This window comes from Rubrobacter marinus (assembly GCF_011492965.1).
In the GTDB taxonomy this organism is placed as follows: Bacteria; Actinomycetota; Rubrobacteria; order Rubrobacterales; family Rubrobacteraceae; genus Rubrobacter_F; species Rubrobacter_F marinus.
Map to the genome: position 1 here is coordinate 3,104,347 of NZ_CP045121.1, position 20,674 is coordinate 3,125,020.

Annotated in this window: 22 protein-coding genes and 1 pseudogene; 12 read left to right on the forward strand and 11 right to left on the reverse strand. The window is 70.3% G+C overall.

Annotation, left to right across the window (positions count from 1 at the left end):
* Window positions 1-52: 52 nt before the first annotated feature.
* Window positions 53-310, reverse strand: coding sequence for a hypothetical protein (locus GBA65_RS16055; RefSeq protein ID WP_166397425.1), 258 nt, complete (start codon window positions 308-310; stop codon window positions 53-55).
* 459 nt (window positions 311-769) lie between these two features.
* On the opposite strand from GBA65_RS16055, the gene GBA65_RS16060 reads away from it, so the two are divergent.
* Entirely contained in the window at window positions 770-1,048 is a 279-nt protein-coding gene (locus GBA65_RS16060) for a hypothetical protein (RefSeq protein ID WP_166397426.1), read from the forward strand.
* 37 nt (window positions 1,049-1,085) lie between these two features.
* Here the strand turns inward: GBA65_RS16060 and GBA65_RS16065 are convergent, their stop codons facing one another.
* From GBA65_RS16065 to GBA65_RS16075, 4 genes and pseudogenes are all read right to left on the reverse strand, one after another.
* Window positions 1,086-1,658, reverse strand: coding sequence for a serine/threonine-protein kinase (locus GBA65_RS16065; protein ID WP_166397427.1), 573 nt, complete (start codon window positions 1,656-1,658; stop codon window positions 1,086-1,088).
* Between the two features lie 25 nt (window positions 1,659-1,683).
* Window positions 1,684-2,052: a hypothetical protein gene (locus tag GBA65_RS25400; protein WP_207955828.1), complete on the reverse strand. Its 369-nt coding sequence runs from the start codon at window positions 2,050-2,052 to the stop codon at window positions 1,684-1,686.
* Window positions 2,053-2,170: 118 nt separating this feature from the next.
* Window positions 2,171-2,497: pseudogene (locus tag GBA65_RS26615) on the reverse strand (3-deoxy-7-phosphoheptulonate synthase); the annotation flags it as partial.
* Between the two features lie 2 nt (window positions 2,498-2,499).
* Window positions 2,500-2,799, reverse strand: coding sequence for a chorismate mutase (locus tag GBA65_RS16075; protein WP_166397428.1), 300 nt, complete (start codon window positions 2,797-2,799; stop codon window positions 2,500-2,502).
* Between the two features lie 161 nt (window positions 2,800-2,960).
* On the opposite strand from GBA65_RS16075, the gene GBA65_RS16080 reads away from it, so the two are divergent.
* Window positions 2,961-4,016, forward strand: coding sequence for a pyridoxal phosphate-dependent aminotransferase (locus GBA65_RS16080; protein ID WP_166397429.1), 1,056 nt, complete (start codon window positions 2,961-2,963; stop codon window positions 4,014-4,016).
* The gene (locus GBA65_RS16085) at window positions 3,980-5,065 is read left to right on the forward strand and encodes a prephenate dehydrogenase/arogenate dehydrogenase family protein (protein WP_166397430.1); all 1,086 of its coding nucleotides are present in this window, start codon (window positions 3,980-3,982) and stop codon (window positions 5,063-5,065) included. The genes GBA65_RS16080 and GBA65_RS16085 overlap by 37 nt, the downstream gene beginning before the upstream one ends.
* Here GBA65_RS16085 and GBA65_RS16090 read toward each other — a convergent pair.
* Entirely contained in the window at window positions 5,062-5,523 is a 462-nt protein-coding gene (locus GBA65_RS16090; protein ID WP_207955829.1) for a nucleoside deaminase, read from the reverse strand. The genes GBA65_RS16085 and GBA65_RS16090 overlap by 4 nt on opposite strands.
* Complete coding sequence (locus GBA65_RS16095; RefSeq protein ID WP_228281398.1) at window positions 5,520-6,290, reverse strand: TIGR01777 family oxidoreductase; 771 nt, start codon at window positions 6,288-6,290, stop codon at window positions 5,520-5,522. The genes GBA65_RS16090 and GBA65_RS16095 overlap by 4 nt, the downstream gene beginning before the upstream one ends.
* Before the next feature lie 763 nt (window positions 6,291-7,053).
* Here GBA65_RS16095 and GBA65_RS16100 point away from each other — a divergent pair.
* The 8 genes from GBA65_RS16100 to GBA65_RS16135 all read left to right on the forward strand — a co-directional run bounded on the left by GBA65_RS16100 (window position 7,054) and on the right by GBA65_RS16135 (window position 15,857).
* Window positions 7,054-8,223: a thiolase family protein gene (locus tag GBA65_RS16100; RefSeq protein ID WP_166397431.1), complete on the forward strand. Its 1,170-nt coding sequence runs from the start codon at window positions 7,054-7,056 to the stop codon at window positions 8,221-8,223.
* Between the two features lie 187 nt (window positions 8,224-8,410).
* Complete coding sequence (locus tag GBA65_RS16105) at window positions 8,411-9,556, forward strand: glycerol dehydrogenase (RefSeq protein WP_166397432.1); 1,146 nt, start codon at window positions 8,411-8,413, stop codon at window positions 9,554-9,556.
* A gap of 278 nt (window positions 9,557-9,834) precedes the next feature.
* Window positions 9,835-10,836, forward strand: a complete 1,002-nt coding sequence (locus GBA65_RS16110; RefSeq protein WP_166397433.1) for an aminoglycoside phosphotransferase family protein — start codon at window positions 9,835-9,837, stop codon at window positions 10,834-10,836.
* A 31-nt stretch (window positions 10,837-10,867) separates the two neighbouring features.
* Window positions 10,868-11,755 (forward strand): nucleoside hydrolase, encoded by an 888-nt coding sequence (locus tag GBA65_RS16115; RefSeq protein ID WP_166397434.1) that lies wholly within the window; start codon window positions 10,868-10,870, stop codon window positions 11,753-11,755.
* A 112-nt stretch (window positions 11,756-11,867) separates the two neighbouring features.
* Window positions 11,868-13,112, forward strand: coding sequence for an ABC transporter substrate-binding protein (locus GBA65_RS16120; RefSeq protein WP_166397435.1), 1,245 nt, complete (start codon window positions 11,868-11,870; stop codon window positions 13,110-13,112).
* A 6-nt stretch (window positions 13,113-13,118) separates the two neighbouring features.
* A complete protein-coding gene (locus GBA65_RS16125) occupies window positions 13,119-13,994 on the forward strand; it encodes an ABC transporter permease (protein WP_166397436.1) in 876 nt (291 codons plus the stop codon).
* Entirely contained in the window at window positions 13,981-14,799 is an 819-nt protein-coding gene (locus tag GBA65_RS16130; protein WP_166397437.1) for an ABC transporter permease, read from the forward strand. Before GBA65_RS16125 ends, GBA65_RS16130 begins: the two co-directional genes overlap by 14 nt.
* A complete protein-coding gene (locus tag GBA65_RS16135; protein ID WP_166397438.1) occupies window positions 14,796-15,857 on the forward strand; it encodes an ABC transporter ATP-binding protein in 1,062 nt (353 codons plus the stop codon). Before GBA65_RS16130 ends, GBA65_RS16135 begins: the two co-directional genes overlap by 4 nt.
* A 343-nt stretch (window positions 15,858-16,200) precedes the next feature.
* On the opposite strand, the gene GBA65_RS16140 is transcribed toward GBA65_RS16135, so the two are convergent.
* Window positions 16,201-16,632: a DUF6010 family protein gene (locus GBA65_RS16140; RefSeq protein WP_166398555.1), complete on the reverse strand. Its 432-nt coding sequence runs from the start codon at window positions 16,630-16,632 to the stop codon at window positions 16,201-16,203.
* A 233-nt stretch (window positions 16,633-16,865) separates the two neighbouring features.
* On the opposite strand from GBA65_RS16140, the gene GBA65_RS16145 reads away from it, so the two are divergent.
* Complete coding sequence (locus tag GBA65_RS16145) at window positions 16,866-17,816, forward strand: GlxA family transcriptional regulator (RefSeq protein ID WP_166397439.1); 951 nt, start codon at window positions 16,866-16,868, stop codon at window positions 17,814-17,816.
* A 220-nt stretch (window positions 17,817-18,036) separates the two neighbouring features.
* Here GBA65_RS16145 and GBA65_RS16150 read toward each other — a convergent pair whose 3' ends face one another.
* The 3 genes from GBA65_RS16150 to GBA65_RS16160 form a co-directional block, all read right to left on the reverse strand.
* Entirely contained in the window at window positions 18,037-19,773 is a 1,737-nt protein-coding gene (locus GBA65_RS16150; protein ID WP_166397440.1) for a dynamin family protein, read from the reverse strand.
* Window positions 19,774-19,918: 145 nt separating this feature from the next.
* Window positions 19,919-20,431: a MaoC family dehydratase gene (locus GBA65_RS16155; RefSeq protein ID WP_166397441.1), complete on the reverse strand. Its 513-nt coding sequence runs from the start codon at window positions 20,429-20,431 to the stop codon at window positions 19,919-19,921.
* Between the two features lie 69 nt (window positions 20,432-20,500).
* Window positions 20,501-20,674, reverse strand: a complete 174-nt coding sequence (locus tag GBA65_RS16160) for a hypothetical protein (RefSeq protein ID WP_166397442.1) — start codon at window positions 20,672-20,674, stop codon at window positions 20,501-20,503.

Sequence of the window (20,674 nt, forward strand, 5' to 3'; positions counted from 1 at the left end):
TGTAAACGCCGTTTTCAGGATAGATCCCCTCCGTAGCCTGACAAGAGAGCTCTTATATTAGCTCGGTTTCTAGAGAGGGGATGTCATCCAGCTTCCACTCGCCGCCCTCGTTGACGAGCGTCCAGGTCACGAAGTTACGCTCCGTGCGGTCCGTGTGCGTCGCTATGGTGGTCCCCGTCACCGTGGCGACGTCGCCCTCGATCTGTGCCGTCGGCCCCTCCTCGAACTCCAGGCTCTGCAAGGTCTCGAACTGCCCGCTCCACGCCGCCTGCGTCGGGGCCGCAGCCTGGCGGAAGCCCTGGGAGAGCAAGGCGTAGGAGGCGTCGTAATCACCTGAGGCCGCGGTCTCGTATACCTGCTGGATCGCTTGCTCGGCGGCTCCCTGCGTGAGGCCGTTCTCCGCGTCCGCGTTACCGCCGCCCCGCGCGTCTTCGGGGCGGGGGCCTGCTGCTCCGCCTGCTGCTGTTCCTGGCCCGCGTCTTGCGGCGGCTCTTGCTGCTCCTGCGCCTGCTGCTCGGGCTCCGGCGCCGGTTCTTCCTCGGCGGGAGGGGGTCTTGCCCCCGTCCCCGCGGCGGGCTGCGCCTGCTCTTCGTTGGGCTGCGGGTTCGAGGCGGTGCCCGGGTCTTCGCTACCGCTCAGCGCGGAATAGAGGGCCAGGCCCAGCAGGACCAGGAGCAGCGCCGCGAGGCCTGCGAGGAGCGGCCCGCGTCCCCGGCGCTGCCTCTGGGGGGCCGGGGCGGCCGTCGGGGCCGGGCGAGGGGCTTGACGGGTGGCCTGGCTGGTCGGGCGGGCTCCTCCTGGGCCGGGGAGGCGGGGCTACCGCCTGTTCGTAGGCCCGGTTGGTCTCCTCGCGGAGCCTTGCGTGGACCTCCTCGGCGGTCGGGCGGAGCTCGGGGTCCTTGGCGAGGCAGTCGAGGATGAGGGCTTCGATCTTCCCGTCCACCTCGACGCCGTCCTTTTTCGGCGGGACCGGGGCTGGTGGATGTGTTGCCCGGCGACCTCCATCGGGGTCCCGACGAAGGGGACCTCGCCCACGGCCGCCTGGTAGAGCGTGACGCCCAGGGAGTAGACGTCGCTCTTGGGGCTCACACCCTGGCCCGGAGCTGCTCCGGGGCGGAGTAGAGGGCGGTGCCGAGGTAGGCGCCGGTGCGCGTGGCCTGCGAGGTGGTGGCGTCCAGGGCTCGCGCGATGCCGAAGTCCGTGAGCTTGGGCTCGCCGTACGCGTCGATGAGGACGTTGTGGGGCTTCACGTCGCGGTGGATGACGCCGCGCTCGTGGGCGTGGGCGAGGCCCGCCGCCGCCCCGGCGCCGAGGCGCGCCAGGTCCACCTCCGAGAGGTTCCCCCGCTTGTCGATCATGCCCTTCAGGTCACCGCCGGGGACGTACTCCATGACGATGTACGAGACCTTTTTCCCGTCGAGCTCGGCCTCCCCGGCATCGTAGACCTGCACGATGTTCGGGTGGGAGAGCCTGGCGGCGGTGCGCCCCTCGCGCCTGAAGCGCGACCCGATGTCCGTCTCGTCGTGGCCGGGGTTGAGGACCTTCACGGCGACGGGGCGGTCCAGGACCGTGTCCCTGCCCAGAAAGACCCGCGCCATGCCGCCCGAGCCGATCTCGCGCTCTAGGGCGAACCTTTCTCCGAGGAGCATCCCAATCATGCCGGTCGAAGCTCCCCTTCCGTGGCTAGATTACCTCGCGGCCCATCGCCTGCGCGAAGGGCCGGAGGCTCTCCCGGAGGCCCATGAGCGCCTCGACGGGGAGCGCCTGCTCCGCGTCGCAGAGGGCGGCCTGCGGCTCGTGGTGGGACTCGACTATAAGGCCGTCCGCCTCCGCCGCGACGCTCGCCTTGGAGAGCGGGACCACGAGGTCGCGCCGCCCCGCCGCGTGCGACGGGTCCACGATCACGGGCAGGTCCGTGAGCCGCTTCGCCACGATGACCGCCGAGAGGTCCAGCGTGAAGCGCGTGCTCGTCTCGAACGTCCGGATGCCGCGCTCGCACAGGACGACGTTCTCCCCCCGGCGGAGGTGATGTACTCCGCCGCGAGCAGCCACTCCTCCACCGTCGCCGCGAAGCCGCGCTTGAGGACGACGCCGTGGTCCGAGCCCGCGATCGCGGCCCCACGTCCTTGAGGAGCGCGAAGTTCGCCATGTTGCGCGCCCCGATCTGCAACACCTCCGCGTGCTCCATGACGAGCTCGATGTCCGCCGGGTCGAGCACCTCCGTTACGGCCTTCAGGCCGAGCTCGCCGGAGACCTCGGAGAGAATCCTCAGCCCCTCCTCGCCGAGGCCCTGGAACGAGTAGGGGGAGGTGCGCGGCTTGAAGGCGCCGCCGCGGACGTACTCGTAGCCGGCCTGCTTCACCGCCTTGGCGGAGGCGACGAACTGGTCGTAGCTCTCCACCGTGCAGGGACCCGCGATCACCCGGAAGGCGCCCGGCCGGATCATGCCGTTCTTCGTCTTCGCCCCGGTCTTCGTTGCGCCTTCGGTGGAATGCATGCCTACCCGGAGAACCCTTCGCGTTGCATCTCGAGGTCGCGGATGCGGTGCAGGATCAGCTCGAAGATCTCGCGCATCGACGTGTCGTAGATGGGCCCCTCGTTCTCCTCGGCCACGCGCCTCAGGATCTCCTCCTCGCGCCTGGGGTCGAAGAGGGGCTTGCCGGCCTCGGCCTTCGCGGAGACGATCTCCTGCACGAGGCGCGCCCGCTCGTTGAGGTTCCGGACGAGCTCCCGGTCGACGGCGTCGACGCGCTCCCTCAGCTCCCGAACCCTGGCCGCTGTCTCCGCATCCTCCACCATCGCCCGATTCTATAAGTGCCCCGTACATAAGGCAAACGGGGGCGGAGCGCCCGGTGCGCGGGCATCGTTGAAAGCCCCCGGAAAGAGGACTAGGCTAGTCCCATGCGCCCAGCCGCAGAGACGCGAAGATCGGACCGGCCGACCGGCCGGAAGGAGTGAGCTTGAACTTCCGAAGGGAACTGGACCCCCTCAGGCCGTACGTCCCCCCCAAGTCCTGGAGGATGGCGGCCGAGGGCACGGACGAGAACAACTACGCGAAGCTGACCTCCAACGAGCTGGCCTTCGGGCCGCTCCCCGAGGCCATCGAGGCCCTCACCGAGGTGCTCCCGCGCGCCAACCGCTACCCGGACAGCCACGTCTCCCGGCTCCGCCAGGCGGTGGCCGACGCGAACCCCGGCACCGATCCGGGCAACGTCCTCGTGGGCAACGGCTCCAGCGAGGTCCTGTTCAACGCGCTCCAGCTCCTGCCCCCGGGCGGCGAGATCGTCTTCCCCTGGCCGTCGTTCAGCCTCTACCCGACGATCTGCGCGATCCTGAGCATGACCGCCCGCCCGGTGCCCCTGGACGAGGGGAACGGGATGGACGTCGAGGCCCTGCTCGCCGCCGTCGGGCCCGAGACGCGCGCCATGATCGTGTGCAACCCCAACAACCCGAGCGGCACCTACCTCACCCTCGACGAGGTGCGAGCCCTGGCCGACGGGCTGCCGGACGGCGTGCTCCTGATCCTGGACGAGGCCTACGTGGAGTTCGTGGACGACCCGACCTACGAGGGCTCGCACGAGCTGGCTCTGGAGCGGGAGAACGTCCTCGCCGCGCGCACGTTCTCCAAGGCCCACGGGCTGGCGGGTCTCAGGGTCGGCTACGGCATCGCCTCCGACCCCATCGCCGACTACGCGGAGCGGGTCAGGTTCCCGGTCTCCGTCAACCTCGCGGCTCAGGTCGCGGCCACGGCCTCGATGCTCGCGCGCGAGAAAGTTCGGGAGCGCGCGCGGTTCGTGATCGGGGAGCGCAAGCGGCTGCAGGACGCCTTCGAGGGGGCGCGGCTCCCGTTCATCCCGTCGCAGGGCAACTTCATCATGGTCCGGTTCGAGGCCGCCGATTTCGAGCGCGTCGGCGTCCTCGTGCGCGAGGGCGACGCCCTGGGCTACCCCGGCTGGAGCCGGGTGACGGTCGGGGATACGTGGGAGAACGACCGCGTCATCGGGGCGCTCTCCTGAGCGGGACTTTAGGCCTCGTCGGCGTCGGCCTCATCGGGGGATCGGTCGGGCTCGCGGCCAGGGAAGCGGGCTGGGAGGTGATCGGGGTGGACCGGCCGCCGGTCCTCGAAAGGGCGGCCGACTTCGGCGCCGTAGATCGCGCCTCCACGCTCAAGGAGGTTCGGGGGGCGGACCTGATCCTGCTGGCGGCCCCCATCTCCAGGGTCGCGGACATCGTCGGCGACCTGGCCCCCACCGACGCCCTCGTGACCGACGCGGCCTCGACGAAGACGAGGATCGTCGGGGCCGCCGAGAAGGCGGGGCTCGGGCGCTTCGTGGGCGGGCACCCCATGGCGGGCAGCCAGCTCGCGGGCGTCGAGCACGCCGGCCCCGAGCTCTTCCGGGGCGCCCGCTACTTTCTGACGCCGACGGAGCGGACGGACCCGGAGGCCTACCGCGAGGTCGCCCGCTTCGTGCGCGAGGACCTGGGCGCGGTCCCGACGGCGGTGGAGCCGGAGAAGCACGACCTCCTTATGGCCGCCCTCTCGCACCTGCCGCACCTCATGGCCGTCGCCCTCCTCAAGGTCGCCTCGGACATCTCCCCGGAGGCGCTCTCCTTCGCCGGCCCCTCCTTCCGCGACCTGACGCGGGTGGGCGCCTCTAACCCCGCCCTGTGGTCGGATATCCTGGCCGAGAACTCCCACGCCATCGACGAGGCCCTCGCCGCCTTCGCGGGGACGATGGAGCAGCTCGGGCGCGAGCTCCCCGACCGCGGGAGCATAGAGGGCCGCTTCCGCGCGGCCCGCGAGGCCTACGACGCCCTCGGAGGCATCCTCGTCCAGCGGAGCGGCCGGAACGCCGAGATCGCCATCCCCGTCGAGAACCACCCCGGCGTCCTCGCCGAGGTCACGACCCTCATGGGCTCGAACAACATAAACATCCTCGACCTCTACGTCCGCCACTCCAACACCGCCCGGGCCGCCCTCGTCCTCACGGTGGACTCCGGGGCGGCGGAGGAAGCGATGGACCTCCTGCGTGGCGCGGGCTTCAGCGCCGAACTCGAGGGCTAACCCCGCACCCGGCGCGCCATCTCCTCGAAGAGCCGGTCGCACTCGCCCTCCAGGACGCCGCCGACGACCTCGAAGCCGCCGAAGGAGGAGCGGCGGGAGACCTCCTCGCACGCAAGGTCGATCTGGGGCAGCCCGAGCTCCTTGAGCGTTCCTATGGAGGTGCCGAAGACGACGCGCGGGATGCCGCTCCACACGATGGCGCCGGAGCACATCGGGCAGGGCTCGGCGGTGGTGTACAGGACCGCGCGGCCCCACTCCACCCCGGGGCGCTCCCGCGCGAGGCGGATGATCGCGTCAGTCTCCCCGTGCAGGACGGGGCTGGTCTCCGCGTCGTTCAACCCCTCGGCGAGCACCTCCCCGGTCTCCCCATCCGCGATGACGCACCCGAACGGGGCGTCGGGGTTGCCGCGCGCGATCTCCAGCGCCCGGCGCATGTGCGTCTCGTGGTCCACGGTCACCGGTTCAGCATGTACCGGAAGGCGCCTTCGAGCTCGGGGTGCCGGTACTCGAAGCCCGCCTCCTTGAGCTTGGCGGGCTCGACGCGGGCGCTCGGGAGCAGGAGCTCGTCCGCTACCTCGCCGAGCGCGAGCCTCGCGGCGGGGGCCGGGAGCGGGAAGAGCGTCGGGCGGCCCAGGACGCGCCCGAGCACCTTCGTGTACTCGGCGTTGGTCGGCGGATCCGGGGCGACGACGTTGACCGGTCCCTCCAGGGCGTCGGCCTCCAGGGCGAAGACCATGACGTCCACGACGTCCTCCAGGGTGATCCAGGACCAGTACTGCCGCCCGCTGCCGATCTTGCCGCCCAGGCCCAGCTTGAAGATGGGCAAGGTCTGCCCGAGCGCCCCGCCCTTGGGGGTGAGCACGATGCCGACCCTCGGGTGCACGACGCGGATCCCGGCCCGTCGCGCGGGCTCCGCCGCCCCCTCCCACTCCACGCAGACCTTCGAGAGAAACAGATCTCCCGGCTCGCTGGTCTCCCTCAGGAGCTCGTTCCCGCGGTCGCCGTAGTACCCGATCGCCGAGGTCGAGACCAGCACCCGCGGGGGCGTCCCGAGACCGGCGAGCGCCCCCGCCAGGAGCCCCGTCCCCTGCCTCCGGCTCTCCAGGATGCGGCTCTTCTTCTCGGCCGTCCATCGCCCCTCGGCGATGCTCTCCCGGCGAGGTGCACGACGGCGTCTATCCCCTCCAACCGCTCGGCCTCGATCGTCCCGGCCGAGGGGTCCCACCGAACCTCGTTCGCCCCCCGCCGCCCGAGCGCACTAGCCGCACGACGCGATGCCCCTCTCCTCGAGCGCACGCACCAGAACATTCCCGATAAGCCCGGTAGAACCGCTGACGAGTACGTCCACCCAAGAACCTCCCCAAAAGAAAACCGGCGCCGCCACCACATATGTTAACGCGTGGAGCGTACGCCGGGAAATAGAAGCCGGAGCCCCGCACTATCAATGGGGAAAGGGAAAGGAGGAGTTAGCACGAACCCCGGCTGCACTATGTTCTACACGCACACATGTGCCCTGTCAAGTCGACGCCGAGATTTTCCCGCAGCGACCTCGTCTCGTGCGAGAGATGGGCCGTTTCTCGGCCTTTGCGGCAAGGAAACGCGATGGGGGCCTCGCAAGTACCGGGAGCATCCCCGAACGGCCGGGAGCGCAAGTCTTCCCCGTCCTGACAGTACTTAGTCTCCCTCGCCTTCACCTTTAGTCCCGCTCACCGCTCGGCGCGGCCGGACCGCCACGGCCCTCGCGGCGCTTCAAGGCGCTTGACGCTGTTGCTACTATCAACACATACGTCGCTTGCGGCGGACGCTGTGGAGCATGCGGCAAACGGGGTGATGCGGGTCCTGGGGGGCGCGGCTGGAGCGAGGAATATCCGGCGGAGAAGCTCGTGCTCGACGGAGGTTTCGCAGATCCGCGGGGACACCGACGAGATACGGCAGAACAGGGCGGTGCGCGGGCTCGTGAGACGGCGCACCAGAGAGGAGTTAGAGCGATGGGCGAGCCGGTGATCATCGAGGCGGTCAGGACGCCGTTCGGGAGGCGCGGCGGCGCGTTCAGGGGGGCACGGCCCGACGCGCTGCTGGCGCGGACGCTCTCGGGGGTTGTCGAGAGGGTCGGGATCGACCCGGGCGAGATCGAGGACGTCATCAACGGCACGGTGACGCAGGCCGGGGAGCAGGGGGCCAACGTCGGGAGGCTCGCCGTGATGCTCGCGGGCTTCCCGGTCACGGTCCCCGCGGTCTCCCTGAACAGGATGTGCGGCTCGGGCCAGCAGGCCGTCCACTTCGCCTCACAGGCGATCGCCGCCGGCGACATGGTCTACGCCATAGGCTGCGGCGTCGAGAGCATGACCCGGGCGCCGATGTTCAGCGACCTCGGGGGCGCCCCGGACGCGGGCGCCGTCTTCTCGGTCCTCAACCCCGACCTGTTGGAGAAGCAGGAACTCGTCCACCAGGGCGAGAGCGCCGAGAGGATCGCCGAAGCGTGGGGCATCTCGCGCGAGGACGTGGACGCGCTGGCGGCCGAGAGCCACAGGAGGGCGAGCGAGGCCGCCCGCGAGGGGCTCAACCGGGAGATATTGCCCACGCGGGGCGTCGATGCCGACGGCAACGAGGTCGAGCTGACGAGCGACGAGGGCATCCGCGGGATCGTGGACGCCGAGAAGATGGCGGGCCTCAAGACCGTCTTCCGGCCCGACGGCGTGGTGACGGCCGGCAACTCCAGCCAGATCTCCGACGGCGCCGCCGCGGTCCTCGTCGCCGACCGCGAGAGGGCCGAGGCCGACGGCCTGGTCCCGAAGGCCCGCTTCCGAGCCCGCGTCGTGGTCGGGAGCGACCCGGCGATGCAGCTCACCGGCGTCATCCCCGCGACGCGCCTCGCGCTCAAGAAGGCGGGGCTCTCCATCGGTGATCTCGACTGGATCGAGATAAACGAGGCCTTCGCCACGGTCGTCCTCTCCTGGGCCGACGATCTGGAGCCGGACATGGACCGCGTGAACCCCTGGGGCGGCGCTATAGCGCACGGCCACCCCCTTGGCGCCACGGGCGCGGGCCTGATGGCGAAGATGCTCGCGGGCCTGGAGAGGACCGGCGGCGGGCTCGGGCTCCAGGTCATGTGCATCGGCCACGGCATGTCCACCGCGACGGTGATCGAGCGCCTCTAGGGACGGGATAGTGGGGCCGGCACCCGCCTCCACGGTCACCGCGCCGGCGCGCTTCCCGACGAGTCTTCGAGGCCGGTCCACCCGTGCCCTACCGTGGTTCGGGCGAATTGCGCCTATGGAGCCACCGTCATATCATTTCCGGCCCGACGGGCCTTTGAGGGAGGCCGGGGAGTTTGGGAGGAGGATCATGCAGTCAGACGCAAGCGGGCCGCTTGCCACGGTGTTCGCCGCGCCGGGCAGGTACATCCAGGGTAGGGGAGCCATCGGTCGCCTGGGCGAGGTTCTCGAGCAGCTCAAGTCGGAGAAGCCCCTGATCCTGCGGGACCCCATCGTCGAGAAGATCATGGGCGAGGCCCTCGAAGGGCTGTCCGGGGCGACTCACGTCGGCTTCAACGGCGAGTGCTCGCCGGGGGAGATAGATCGGGTCGCCGGGGAGGCTCGCGAGGCGGGCGCGGACGCGATCGTCGGCATCGGCGGCGGGAAGACCCTCGACACGGCGAAGGCGGTCGCCCACCCCGCGGGGTTGCCGCTGGTCAGCGTGCCGACCATAGCTTCGACCGACGCCCCGACGAGCGCGGTCTCGGTCGTGTACACCGAAGAGGGCGAGGTTCTGGAATACCGCCTCTTCGGGCGCAACCCCGACGCCGTGATCGTGGACACCGAGGTCATCGTGGGTGCCCCGGTTAGGTTTCTGGTGGCGGGCATGGGCGACGGGCTCTCGACGTACTTCGAGGCCGACGCCTCCTCGCGCACCCGGGCCAAGACGCTCGTCGCGGGCGCGCCCACGCAAGCCGCCCTGGCGATCGCGCGCCTGTGCTACGACACGCTGCTCGAACACGGCCTCGCCGCCCGGCTGGCCGCCGAGCGCGGCGCGATCACCCCTTCGGTGGAGAAGATCATAGAAGCCAACACGCTGCTCTCCGGGCTCGGGTTCGAGTCGGGGGGGCTCGCCGCCGCGCACTCCATCCACAACGGGCTCACCGTCCTGGAGGAGACCCACCAGTTCTGGCACGGGGAGAAGGTGGCCTTCGGCGTCATCGCGATGCTGATGCTGGAGGATCGTCCCTTCGACGTGGTCGCCGAGGTGGTGGACTTCTGCCTGGAGGTGGGGCTCCCGGTGGCGCTGGACGACCTCGGGCTCGAGAACGCGAGCGACGAGGACCTCCGGAGGGCCGCCGAGGTGGCCTGCGCCGAGGGGGAGACGATCTACAACGAGCCCTTCGACGTCTACCCGCGGACGGTGCTGGACGCCATCCTCGCGGCCGACGCCTTCGGACGCCAACGCCGCGCCGTGCTCACCGGCGAAGCGGAGCTGCCCGCCGTCGCGGGTTGATCGGACGTTACGCGAAGGACGATGCCCGGGGACGGGCGGTCGGGTGGCGCCGCCCGTCCCCGTCCCCGGCGGAACCGGACGGACCCGGGAGACCGGCGGGGATAATCTGCGGTCCCTATCCTCGGGATCGGCCGGAGGCATCGGGGGGACATGGTTCGGGCTGCGGCTCCTCGCCGCGCGTCGTGCGCCAACGAAGGCTCGGGGCGTTGCCGGATCGCACGGTCGCCGGGCGAGCGCCGCGGCCTCGTGGCACCCGGCGAATACTCTAAGATGGCTCCGTGAACGGAGACCTCACGCCGGACGTGGAGCGGTACCTGCGGGCTCTCGGCGGAGCGGCCTCGCTCCCCGGGGAGCCCGCGGCCGCGTTTCTGGCGCGGGGCGAGTACAGCCTGAACTACCGGGTACGCGGCGGGGCAGGGCAGGACCTCGTCGCGAGGCTCGTCACCGGGACGCAGATGGGCCTCCCTCTGGGCGAGCAGGCGCTCTACGAGCACGCGGCCCTCGGCCTCGTCGCCCCCTCGGGCGTTACCCCGAAACCCCGCCTCGTGGATCCCGAGCCCGACGGTCTCCCCTACCCCCTGATCCTGGAGGAGTTCCTCCCGGGGCGCCCGCTGGACTACGGGAAAGACCTCGCGGCGGCGGCCCGTTGCGTCGCGGGCGTCCACGCGCTCGGCGTGCCGGACGACCACGCCCTGCAGGTCCACCCCGACCCCGCGCCCGCGATCCTGGAGGAGTCGAGGGGGCTGGCCGAGCCGTACCTGGGGTGGGACGGGGCCGCCGGGGAGAGCAAGGCCGGCTTACGGAAAGGCTTCCGGAAGGTCGAGGGTTTCCTGGGGCAGAAGGGGCTCTTCGCCGGGGACGACCTCGCGATCGTCAACTACGACCTCAACACGCACAACTTCGTCGTCGGAGATGACGGGACCGCGAAGCTCCTGGACTGGGAGAAGGCCAGGATCGCGCCGCGCACCCAGGACCTCGCCCACTTCCTCCTCCCCACCACGACCCTGTGGCGCGACGACACGGCGGCCCTGCTCTCGGACGAGGAGGAACGGGAGTTCGTCCGTGCCTACCTGGAGCAGGCCCCCGCCACGAATACGGCGAGGTTCTACGAACAACTCGAAGCGATGAAGACGATCGTCTCGCTGCGCGCCGTCTCCTGGTGCGCGTGGGCCCTGCAGGAGACGGCCCAAAGCTCCCGCCCCATCACGAACGAAGAGACCCTCGCCAAGAGCCGGGCCTACCTGGAGCCGGGCTTCCTGGAGGGGCTGTTCGGCGCATGAGGCCGCCCATACGAGAACGTCAGGAGCATCAGTGGCAGATACACCCATCCGAGTAGTCCTCGACTGCGACACCGCCAACGAGGTCGACGACCAGTTCGCCATCGCCCACGCTCTGGGCTCCCCGGACGGGGTACTGGACGTGCGCGGGGTCGTCTCCGTGCATAACACGACCGCCCACGGCCCGGGCTCCAGGGACATGTACCAGGACGAGGCCGAGCGGGTGGTCGGGCTCTGCGGCGGCGGAGCGCCGTGCATTCCCGGCGCCGAGAGGCCGATGGAGCACCGCGAGGACATGGTGCCGAGCGCCGGGCTCGAGTTTCTCGTCGAGGAGGCGCGGCGGGGGCCGCTCACGGTCGTCGCGACCGGGCCCGCGACCGACGTTGCCTCGCTCCTGCTCGCCGCCCCGGAGGTCCGGGAGAGCTTGCGCGTCGTCTGGCTCGGGGGCTTCGGGGACGAGGAGACCTACCGGCGCTACCGCTCGGTCGAGCTCAACGGCCGGGCGGACATCGCCGCGTGGCGCGCGCTGCTGCTGGACGGGGCGCTGGATCTCCTTCAGGTACCCGGGTGGCCCGCGCCCGCGAAGCTCGCGGTGAGAGGGGCACCCTACGCCGAGGAGCTCAGAGCGCTAGATCGCCCCGCCGCGGGCTACCTCGCCGACATCCTGGAGCTCTGGGTGAAGGAGTACGCCGGCCCCGTCGACCCCGCGGGCGAGAAGATCCTCTGGGACGTCGCCTGCGTCGCGGCGGTCGCGGACCCCGGCTCGGTGCGCGTCGAGCCCCTCGCCGTCCCGACCCTCGACGCCGCCGGAGCCCACGACTTCGTCGCGCGCGGCCGCACGGTCGAGGCGCTCGCGGACCTGGACCCGGAGAGGGTGCTCGGGGGGCTGAGGGAGGCCCTGCTCCGGCTCCCAGGGGCGTAACGGGGCCCGCTGATCCGGGCTCTGACGCGGCGCGTATACCGTATGCGTCCAGTCGGCAGCGTGTAGAATCGCGCCGGTCGTCCCTGCCACGCCCCGCAAGAAAGGAACACCTTTGCGCACGAAGCTCCGAGGAACCTCGCTCGTCGTGCTGCTCCTGGCCCTGGCGTCCCTCGCGGCCTGCGGTGGCGGCGGCGGGGGCCCCGAGGCCGAGGGCGCGGGCGAGGATCGGGCCTTCCCCGAGCTCGAGGAAGCGGCGAGGGGGACGACGGTCAACTTCTTCATGTACGGGGGCGACGACGCGACCAACGCCTACGTGGACGGCTGGATCGCCCCGCGCCTCGAGGAGCGGTACGGCATAACGCTGGAGCGCACCCCGGTCGGGGACACCGCCGAGGTCGTCAACAAGCTCCTCAACGAGAAGGGGGCCGGCGACGACGAGGGGACGGTCGACCTCGTCTGGATCAACGGCGAGAACTTCTTTACCGGCTCCCAGGCCGAGCTCTGGTTCGGGCCCTGGGCCGAGAATCTGCCGAACGCGAAGTACGTCGACTGGGAGAGCGAGGAGATCAACACGGACTTCGGCACCCCGGTGAACGGCTACGAGGCCCCCTGGAGCCAGGCCCAGTTCGTCATGGTCTACGACTCGGCGGAGGTCCAGGACCCGCCGAGGAACATGGACGAGCTTCGCGCCTTCGCCGAGGAGAACCCCGGCCGCTTCACCTACCCCGCCCCGCCGGACTTCACCGGCAACGCCTTCGTAGAGCAGGCCTTCTACGACGTGACGGACCGGGTCGAGCCCTACGGCGAGGAGTTCGACGAGGCGGCCTTCGGGGATGAGGCGCCGAAGCTCTACGACCTCCTGAACGGCATAGAGCCGAACCTGTGGCGCGAGGGCGAGACCTACCCCGAGACCTCCGCCGCCCTCGACGAGCTCTACGGGAACGGCGAGATCGACCTGACGATGAGCTACAACCCCTACTCCGCCGAGCGCCAGGTCGAGAAGGGCATCTTCCCCGAGACGACCCGCACCTACCTCCTCGAGGACGGCACCCTCAGCAACACCAACTACGTCGCCATCCCCTTCAACGGGCCGAACAAGGAGGGCGCCCAGGTGGTCGCGAACTTCCTCCAGAGCCCGGAGGCCCAGCTCGAGATGCAGCGCACCCACGTCGTCGGCGGCCTGACCACCCTGGCCCTCGACAGGCTCCCCGAAGAAGGGCGCCGGGAGTTCGAGGGGGAGCCCGACGAGGCCACGATCCCCCTGCAGGAGCTTCAGGAGAACCGCGTCCCCGAGGCCCGCACGGACTGGCTGCTCGAGATCCAGGACGGCTGGGTCGAGAACGTCCTGCAGAGGTAGGCCCAGGTGGTAGGCGGCGTCTTCTCTCGGTTCAAGATCCCGCTGCTCCTCGCCCCGGCCCTGCTCGTCCTCGGCGGGCTCTTCGCCGGAGGGCTCTACGCGGCGCTCGTCCAGTCCCTCGGGTACTTTCCGGCGATAGGCATGACGGAGGTGAGCCTCGACGCCTACCGCGAGGTACTCGGCAGCCGGCGGTTTCTCGACTCGCTCCTCCTCACGTTCTACGTGGCCGGGGTCTCGACGGTGCTGGCGACCGTCCTCGCCGTCCTCGCCGCGCTCGCGCTCCGGCGCAGCCCGAGCCGCATCAGCTCCGTGATCTTTCAGGTGCCGATCACCGTCCCCCACCTCGTCGCCGCCGTCGGCATCGCCCTCGTGGTCTCCCAGACGGGCCTCGGGGCGCGCCTGGCCGCATCTTTAGGCCTCATAGGAGAGCCCGCCGAGTTTCCCGCCCTCCTCTACGACCGCTACTCCGTCGGCATCATCCTGACCTACGTGTGGAAGGAGATGCCGTTCGTCGCGCTCGTGGTGCTCGCGGGCCTGAGGGGGGTGGCCGGGGAGCTCGAGGAGGTGGCCCGGACGCTCGGGGCGAGCGCGTGGCAGCGGTTCTGGTACGTCGTCTTCCCGGTCATCTCCCCCGGCATCGTGGCAGCGAGCCTGATCGTCTTCGCCTTCACCTTCGGCGCCTTCGAGGTCCCCTTCCTGCTCGGCCGCAGCTACCCGACGATCCTGCCGGTGATGGCCTACGACGAGTACCGCAGCGTCGAGCTAACCGACCGGCCCGCCGCGATGGCGATAAACGTCCTCATAACGCTCGTCACCGCCCTTACCGCCGCCCTGTACCTCCGCCTGAGCCGCAGGATAGGGGGCCGCCGTGGGTCGTCGTAAGCGCCCCGGAGGCCTCGGGCTCGCGCTCGTCGCGTCGCTCGTCGCCCTGCCGCTGTTGCCGCTCCTCCTCTGGGCCTTCACCGGGGTCTGGCGCTTCCCGGACCTGCTGCCCTCCGAACTCTCCCTGCGCGGCTGGGAGTACGTCGCGGGCGGCGGGGGCCGGGCGCCCGAGGCGATCCTCAACAGCCTCCTCATCGGGGTGGCGGCGACGGCGGCCTCCGTGGCGGTCGGGCTGCCGGCGGGGATGGCGCTCGGGGGCTACGAGTTCCGCCTCAAGGGGTTGGTGATCTTCTTCGTGCTGCTCCCGATCCTCGTCCCGCCGCTCGCCTCGACGATGGGGATACACCTCACGTTTATCCGGCTCGGGCTCGCGGATACGGCCTTCGGGGTCTTTCTGGTGCACCTGATCCCGACGGTCCCCTACACCGCCATCATCCTGACGAGCGTCTTCGCCGAGCGGGGCGGGGAGATGGAGGAGGCGGCCCGGACTCTGGGCGCCTCCCCCTGGCAGACGTTCCGGCACGTCACGCTGCCCCGCGCCGTCCCGGGGATAGCGGTGGCTTCTCTGTTCGCGTTCCTGCTCTCCTGGAGCCAGTACGCCCTGACGCTCCTGATCGGGGGCGGCAGCGTCATAACCTTGCCCATGCTCCTCTTCTCCGCGGCCTCCGGCAGCGACCCCGTCATCACGGCGGTCCTCACGGTCGTCTTCGCCCTTCCCGCCCTCCTCGCCCTCGTCGTGGCCCTCCGCTTCCTACGGGGCCACGGCGACGAGCGCGACCTCCCCTTCCTCGGGAGGCCCTCGTGAGCCCGCCCGCGAGCGCCCGTCTGGAGCTCCGGGACGTCTCCCTGCGCTACGGCAGGGGCGCCGAGCCCGCCCTCAAGGGCCTCTCCCTCACCGTCGAGCCGGGGGAGCTCGTCGCCCTGCTCGGCCCGTCCGGGTGCGGCAAGACGACGGCGCTGAAGATCGTGGCCGGCCTCCTGGCCCCCACCTCGGGCGAGGTGCTCGTCGACGGGCGCTCCCTGCTGGGCGTCCCCCCCGAGAAGCGCGGGGCCGCGATGGTCTTCCAGAAGCCCCTGCTCTTCCCGCACATGTCCGTCGAGGCGAACGTCGGCTTCGGGCTGAGGATGCGCGGCGCTTCGCAGGCGGAGAGCTCGGCCCGCGCCCGCGAAGCCCTCGGCCGCGTGCGCATGGAGGGCCACGGGGACCGCCGCCCAGACGAGCTCTCCGGCGGCCAGCAGCAGCGCGTCTCCCTCGCCCGCGCGCTCGTCACCGAGCCCAGCCTCCTCCTCCTCGACGAGCCCCTGAGCGCCCTCGACGCGAACCTCCGCAGCGCCCTGCGCGACCTCGTGAGGGAGGTCCAGGAGGAGGGCGGCTACACGACGGTCTTCGTGACGCACGACCAGGAGGAGGCGGTGGTCCTCGCGGACAGGATCGCGCTCGTCACGGGAGGCGCCCTGCGCATGTACGACCGCCCGCAGGCCTTCTACGACCGCCCCAGGACGCGCGAGGTGGCCGAGTTCTTCGGCGCCACGAACTTTATCGAGGGCCGAAGCGCCGGCCCCGACGGCCCCGTCGAGACGGCGCTGGGCACCTTCGGGCTGGCGACGCCCGTTCCGGCGGGCAAGGTAACCCTCACCATACGCCCCGAAGCCGTACGCCTGGGCACCCAGAGCGAGGACGGCGGCAACTCGTTCGTGGCGCGCGTCTCCGAGGCCACCTACCTCGGCACCCAGATCTCCTACCGCCTGCAAGCCGGCGACACCTCCCTGCGGGCCGCCCTCCCGCCCCACACGCGCCTCGCCGTGGGAGAAAGGACGACCGTCCGCCTCCCCGCCGAATCCTTGTGGCCGCTCGGTCCCTAGGCTGCGTCCGCGGATCGAAGGCTCGACGCCCCATGTGATTCGAACCGGGTTGGTGACCCGAAACCGCCGCCCGAAGTGGCCGAGGACCTCGGCGGTCGAGGCGGTTGCCCAGTACCCCGAGGCTTCTACCGATTGGGAAGAGCAGCCGTAGCCCGGCGCGAAGGGCGTCGAGGGTTCGTCGACGCGGCGTCAGTCCTCGACCCGGGCGGGGAACGCTACCGGCCGGAGGTGCTCCGGGAGGCTGCGGTACTGCCGATCTCTTTCCCCGGCGGCACCGGCAGGAGCCATAGTAGTAGGAGTAGCGGTGGTCGGCATGGGCTCTGCCCGCTTGTGAGATCGTGGCTCACGCTCGGGCTTCCGGCTGGGGTGCTCCTTCGTCGCCGGATCTCCTTCCCTTTGCGCGGAACAGGTCGTACACGGACGGCGCGCCGGCGAAGCACCACAGGGCGATTACCGGGTCGCAGATGGCGCACCCCAAGGACGAATCCGGGACGAACGGGACGATGGGGTTGCCGTAGAGGTGGTGCAGCACGTCCCAGCCGGTGTGCAGGAGCCATGCGACGCCTATGAAACCGTAGGAGCGCAGCCCCCTGTAGGCGCAGTAGGTGACCACCGCCAGGAAGACGAACTCCCAAGCACCAAAGCCCCCGCTCAGGTACGCCGCGCCCGCTCCGGCCACGAAGATGGCGTTGAAGTTCCGCCTGTTCGGCTCCCCGAACAACGAGGAGAGCGAGATGTAGACGAGCGCGACTAAGACCGGTCCCAACACATCCATTACGCCCATCGGCAAGATCCCTTCTACGCGCCTGCGTAAACCGGACGGTTCCACCCGGCCCGGAGATCCTAAGCGACGAGCACCTCCGGGATAAGTGGCGCGATTGCCACACATAAACGGGTTCTCGCCACAAGGTCCGAAGCGCTGCGATCCCCCTCGACAAACGCGCAAGACGACCCCGCCAGGCCGGAGGATCCTCCGGCCGCGAGCGGGCGAGGGTGTAGAGTATCGCCATGCATACGGTAGCCGTTCTCGCGCTGGACGGGGTGTTAGCCTTCGACCTGTCTACCCCGGTGGAGGTCTTCGGCCGCGCCCGGTTGCCGGACGGGAGGGCTGCCTACGGGGTGCGCGTCTGCGCCCCGGTGGACGAGGTCGACGCGGGGGTCGTCGCCATCCGAGCTCCCTGGGGCATGGACGCGCTCGCCGGGGCCGACACTATCGTCGTGCCTGGCCTGGCCGATCCCACGGCGCCGATCCCCGAGGGCGTCCTCGCGGCGTTGCGGGCCGCGGCGGAGGGCGGCGCGCGGGTCGCCTCGATCTGCGTGGGCGCGTTCACGCTGGCCGCCGCGGGGCTGTTGGACGGCCTGCGGGCGACGACGCACTGGGCGGCCGCGGGGCAGCTCTCACGCCTGTACCCGGAGGTCGACGTGGACGCGGACGTCCTCTACGTCGACAACGGCCGGGTTCTGACCTCGGCCGGCGCCGCGGCGGGGCTGGATCTGTGCCTGCACATGATCCGGAAGGACTACGGCGTCGCGGTGGCAGCCGACGCCGCCCGGGTAGCGGTGATGCCCCTGGAGCGCGACGGTGGTCAGGCCCAGTACATCGTGCACCAGCAGCCCGGCGCGGACGGCTCGAGCATAGAACCGCTCCTGCGGTGGATGGAAGAGAACGCCCACCGGAGCCTGAACCTCCGGGAGATCGCCGCCCGGGCGACGGTGAGCCCCCGCACCCTGAACCGACGCTTCCGCGAGCAGACCGGCACGACCCCGCTGCAATGGCTGCGCAGGTCCAGGATCCGCAGGGCGCAGCACCTGCTCGAGACCACCGGTCATCCCGTCGAGCGGATCGCCGGTGAAGTCGGGTTCGGCTCCCCGACGAGCTTCCGCGACCTGTTCAAGAAGCTCGTCGGCACCAGCCCGCGCGACTACCGGCTCACGTTCGGAGGCCCACCCGCACGGTAACTACGCGATTCATCGCACGAGAATCTGCGTGCTCCGGGACAAAGGAGACCGAAGGAGCGCGTAGCGCGGGGCAGATGCGAAACTCTACGCCCAGCTTCGTAGGAGGTACGGAGAACCCCATCCGCGGACCCCGAGCAATACCCTTGCAAGAGAAGGTCCCGCTCGCCTCCCGGGAGGCGAGCGGGACCTTCGTGTGCTGTTCCGTGGGTCTCGGCTCTCGCTAGAGCGAGGACGAGTCTACCGCGCCCCTGATGGCGGTGACGCCGCCGCCGAGCTTGCCGAGGATGGACTCGGCCATCTTCATCCGGTTCAGCTCGGATTGCACGAAGTTGGCGTAGGGGACGACGGTGCCGTGCATGCCCTTCACGGCGGCGTCGAGCTCCGTCTCGAGCTGGCGTTGCACCGCGGCGTTGAGGCGCTCGCGCAGGGCGCTCGTCTGCGTCCTGAACTCCTCGCGGGCCTTGCGTCCGGGCCGGGCGGCGAGCTCGACGCCCGTGACCAGGAGGGCGGTCGTCGTGCCCGTGATGTCCAGGGAGCCCCCGCCGGAGAGCTCGGTCGCCGGGTCCCCAAGGCCCATGGACCCGGCCTCCGTCGCCGCGGTCTTGGCGACGGCCCCCTTCAGGGACTTCGCCAGGCGGTCGGCCTCGGCCTTGTAGTCGTAGCTCTGGACCGCGTTCGTCGCGGCCTCGCTTATGGAGTGCAGCAGCGCGTCGCGGCGCACGACGAAGTCGTCGCCGATGTCCCCGGCGAGCCGCCGCGTCAGGTCGGCGTTCCTGTGCAGCTCGATGTAGTCGACGATCTGGCGCCACTGCTTGATGTGGCGGAAGACGAGCCAGTTGATAAGCTCGCGGACCTTCTTGTCCACGACCTCGTCGGTCCCCGCGATGACCTCCTCCTTGAAGCGCTCCTGGAGTTCGCCCTTCCTGCCGAAGAGGGAGGTCCTGAAGCCCGAGTTGGCCTCGAACCAGGCGTCGGCGCGCCCGTTGATCTCGTTGACGACCAGCGCTATCTGCCCGAGCCTGACCTCGAAGTCGCGCCGCGTCTCCTCGCGGTAGGCGTCGAGCTGCGAGTCGAGGCTCTCGACCATCTTCGCGTCCTCGGTGAGGAGCTTGGCCCGCTCGCCGGAGGCGCTGCGGTAACGGCGGACGAGCTCCTCGGCCACCCCCAGGGGGCTCTGGAGCTTGAGCTGGGCGAGGTCCTTCTGGGACATGAGGTTGCTGACGTAGCCCTCGAGCTCGTCGAAGCCGCTCTCCCCCATCAGGCGCTCGCGCTCCGCGCGGTCGGCCGAACCCTTCGCCTTGCGGGCGGTCCTGGAGGAGATCATGAAGACCGGCGGTGTGAGCCCGAGCAGCGTCTGCACCTGCTCCTGGACAAACTCCCGCATCTTCTCCTTCTCGTCCCGCGCAAGAACGTCGACCTTGGTGACGACCAGGATGATCTTCTTGCCCCAGTCGCGGATGATCCTCATGTACTCGCGCTCGGACTCGCTGAACGGGCGCTCGGCCGAGGTCAGGAAGAGGACGAGGTCGCTGCGGGGCACGAACTCGCGCGAGAGCTGCTCGTGGTGGCGGATGACGGCGTTCGTCCCCGGCGTGTCGACGATGGAGATCGCGCGCAGAAACTCGCTCGGGAAGCCGCGCTCGACGATCCCGCCCGGCGCCTCCTTCGCGCTCCTGTCGTGGCTGTGCTTGAGGACGGTTATGCGGTCGGTGGTCGGGAGCGACCCCTCCGCCGTCACGTCCTCGTTTATGAGGGCGTTGATGAACGCCGACTTGCCGGCGTTGAACTCGCCGACGACGACCAGCAAGAACGGGTCGCCCATGTCGGCCAGCGTCCGGCGCAGGAGCTCCACGTCCCCGGTGGGCGCGCCGAAGCCGGTGAGAAACTCGATCAGGCTCTCGAGTAGGGCCCTTTCTCTTGTTACCAGCGTCTCTCGACGCCCACCGAGGGTCTGCACCTCGCGCCTCTCCTCTCTCAGCCTCGCCGGGATTCTCCGGCCCCGGCGTCCGTCCGACTCGCGTGCGCCCGGTCCCGGCGGCGCATCGTTACACGTTTATCGGCACAAGACAAGATTTCCTTTAAAGGCCGCCTTCGCCGCGCGCCTACGCGGTTTTCCGGCCCCCGCGCGGGGGCCCGTCCGAGCCGCCGCGGCGGGCGAACAGCCCCCGGGCCTTCATCGTCATCACCTTCTCGCCGCGCCCGTTGTGGACCTCGGAGACGAAGTACACGGTGCCGCGTGCGGGGTTGGTGGAGGACGCGGCGGCTTCGAGCACGGTGAGCCTGGCGCTCAAGGCGTCGCCGGGGCGGACGGGCCTGAGCCAGCGCAGCTCCTCGACGCCGGGCGAGCCCAAGCTGGCGGCGCGGTGGAGGACGGCATCGACGTAGAGGCGCATGAAAACGGCGGCGGTGTGCCAGCCGCTGGCGATCAAACCGCCGAACGCAGAGGCCCCGGCGGCCTCCTCGTCCACGTGGAACGGCTGCGGATCGTACTCACGGGCGAAGGCGATTATCTCTTCCTTCGTCAGCGTCCTCTCCCCGAGCTCGAAGACCTGCCCCTCCTCGAAGTCCTCGAAGTAGAGCTCGTGCCCTCCCGCTACGTCCCCGTCCAACGCCATGAATCCTCCCTCATCCGCGCCGCTCCGCGAGCCGCGGGCAAGTCTACACGCTCCGACCCCCAAAGACGGCTAGGGCTTCCTCCGCGCCAGAAAGCAGGCGAGCCCCCGCGGGAACCTCATCTCGCCGTAGCCGTCTAGGACGCGGACCTCGAAGCCCGCGTCCCGGAGCTGCGCGACCATGGTGCCCGGCGGGGTGAGCCTCAGACGGTGCGTCTCCTCGTCGCGCCGGTACAGCTCGCCCAC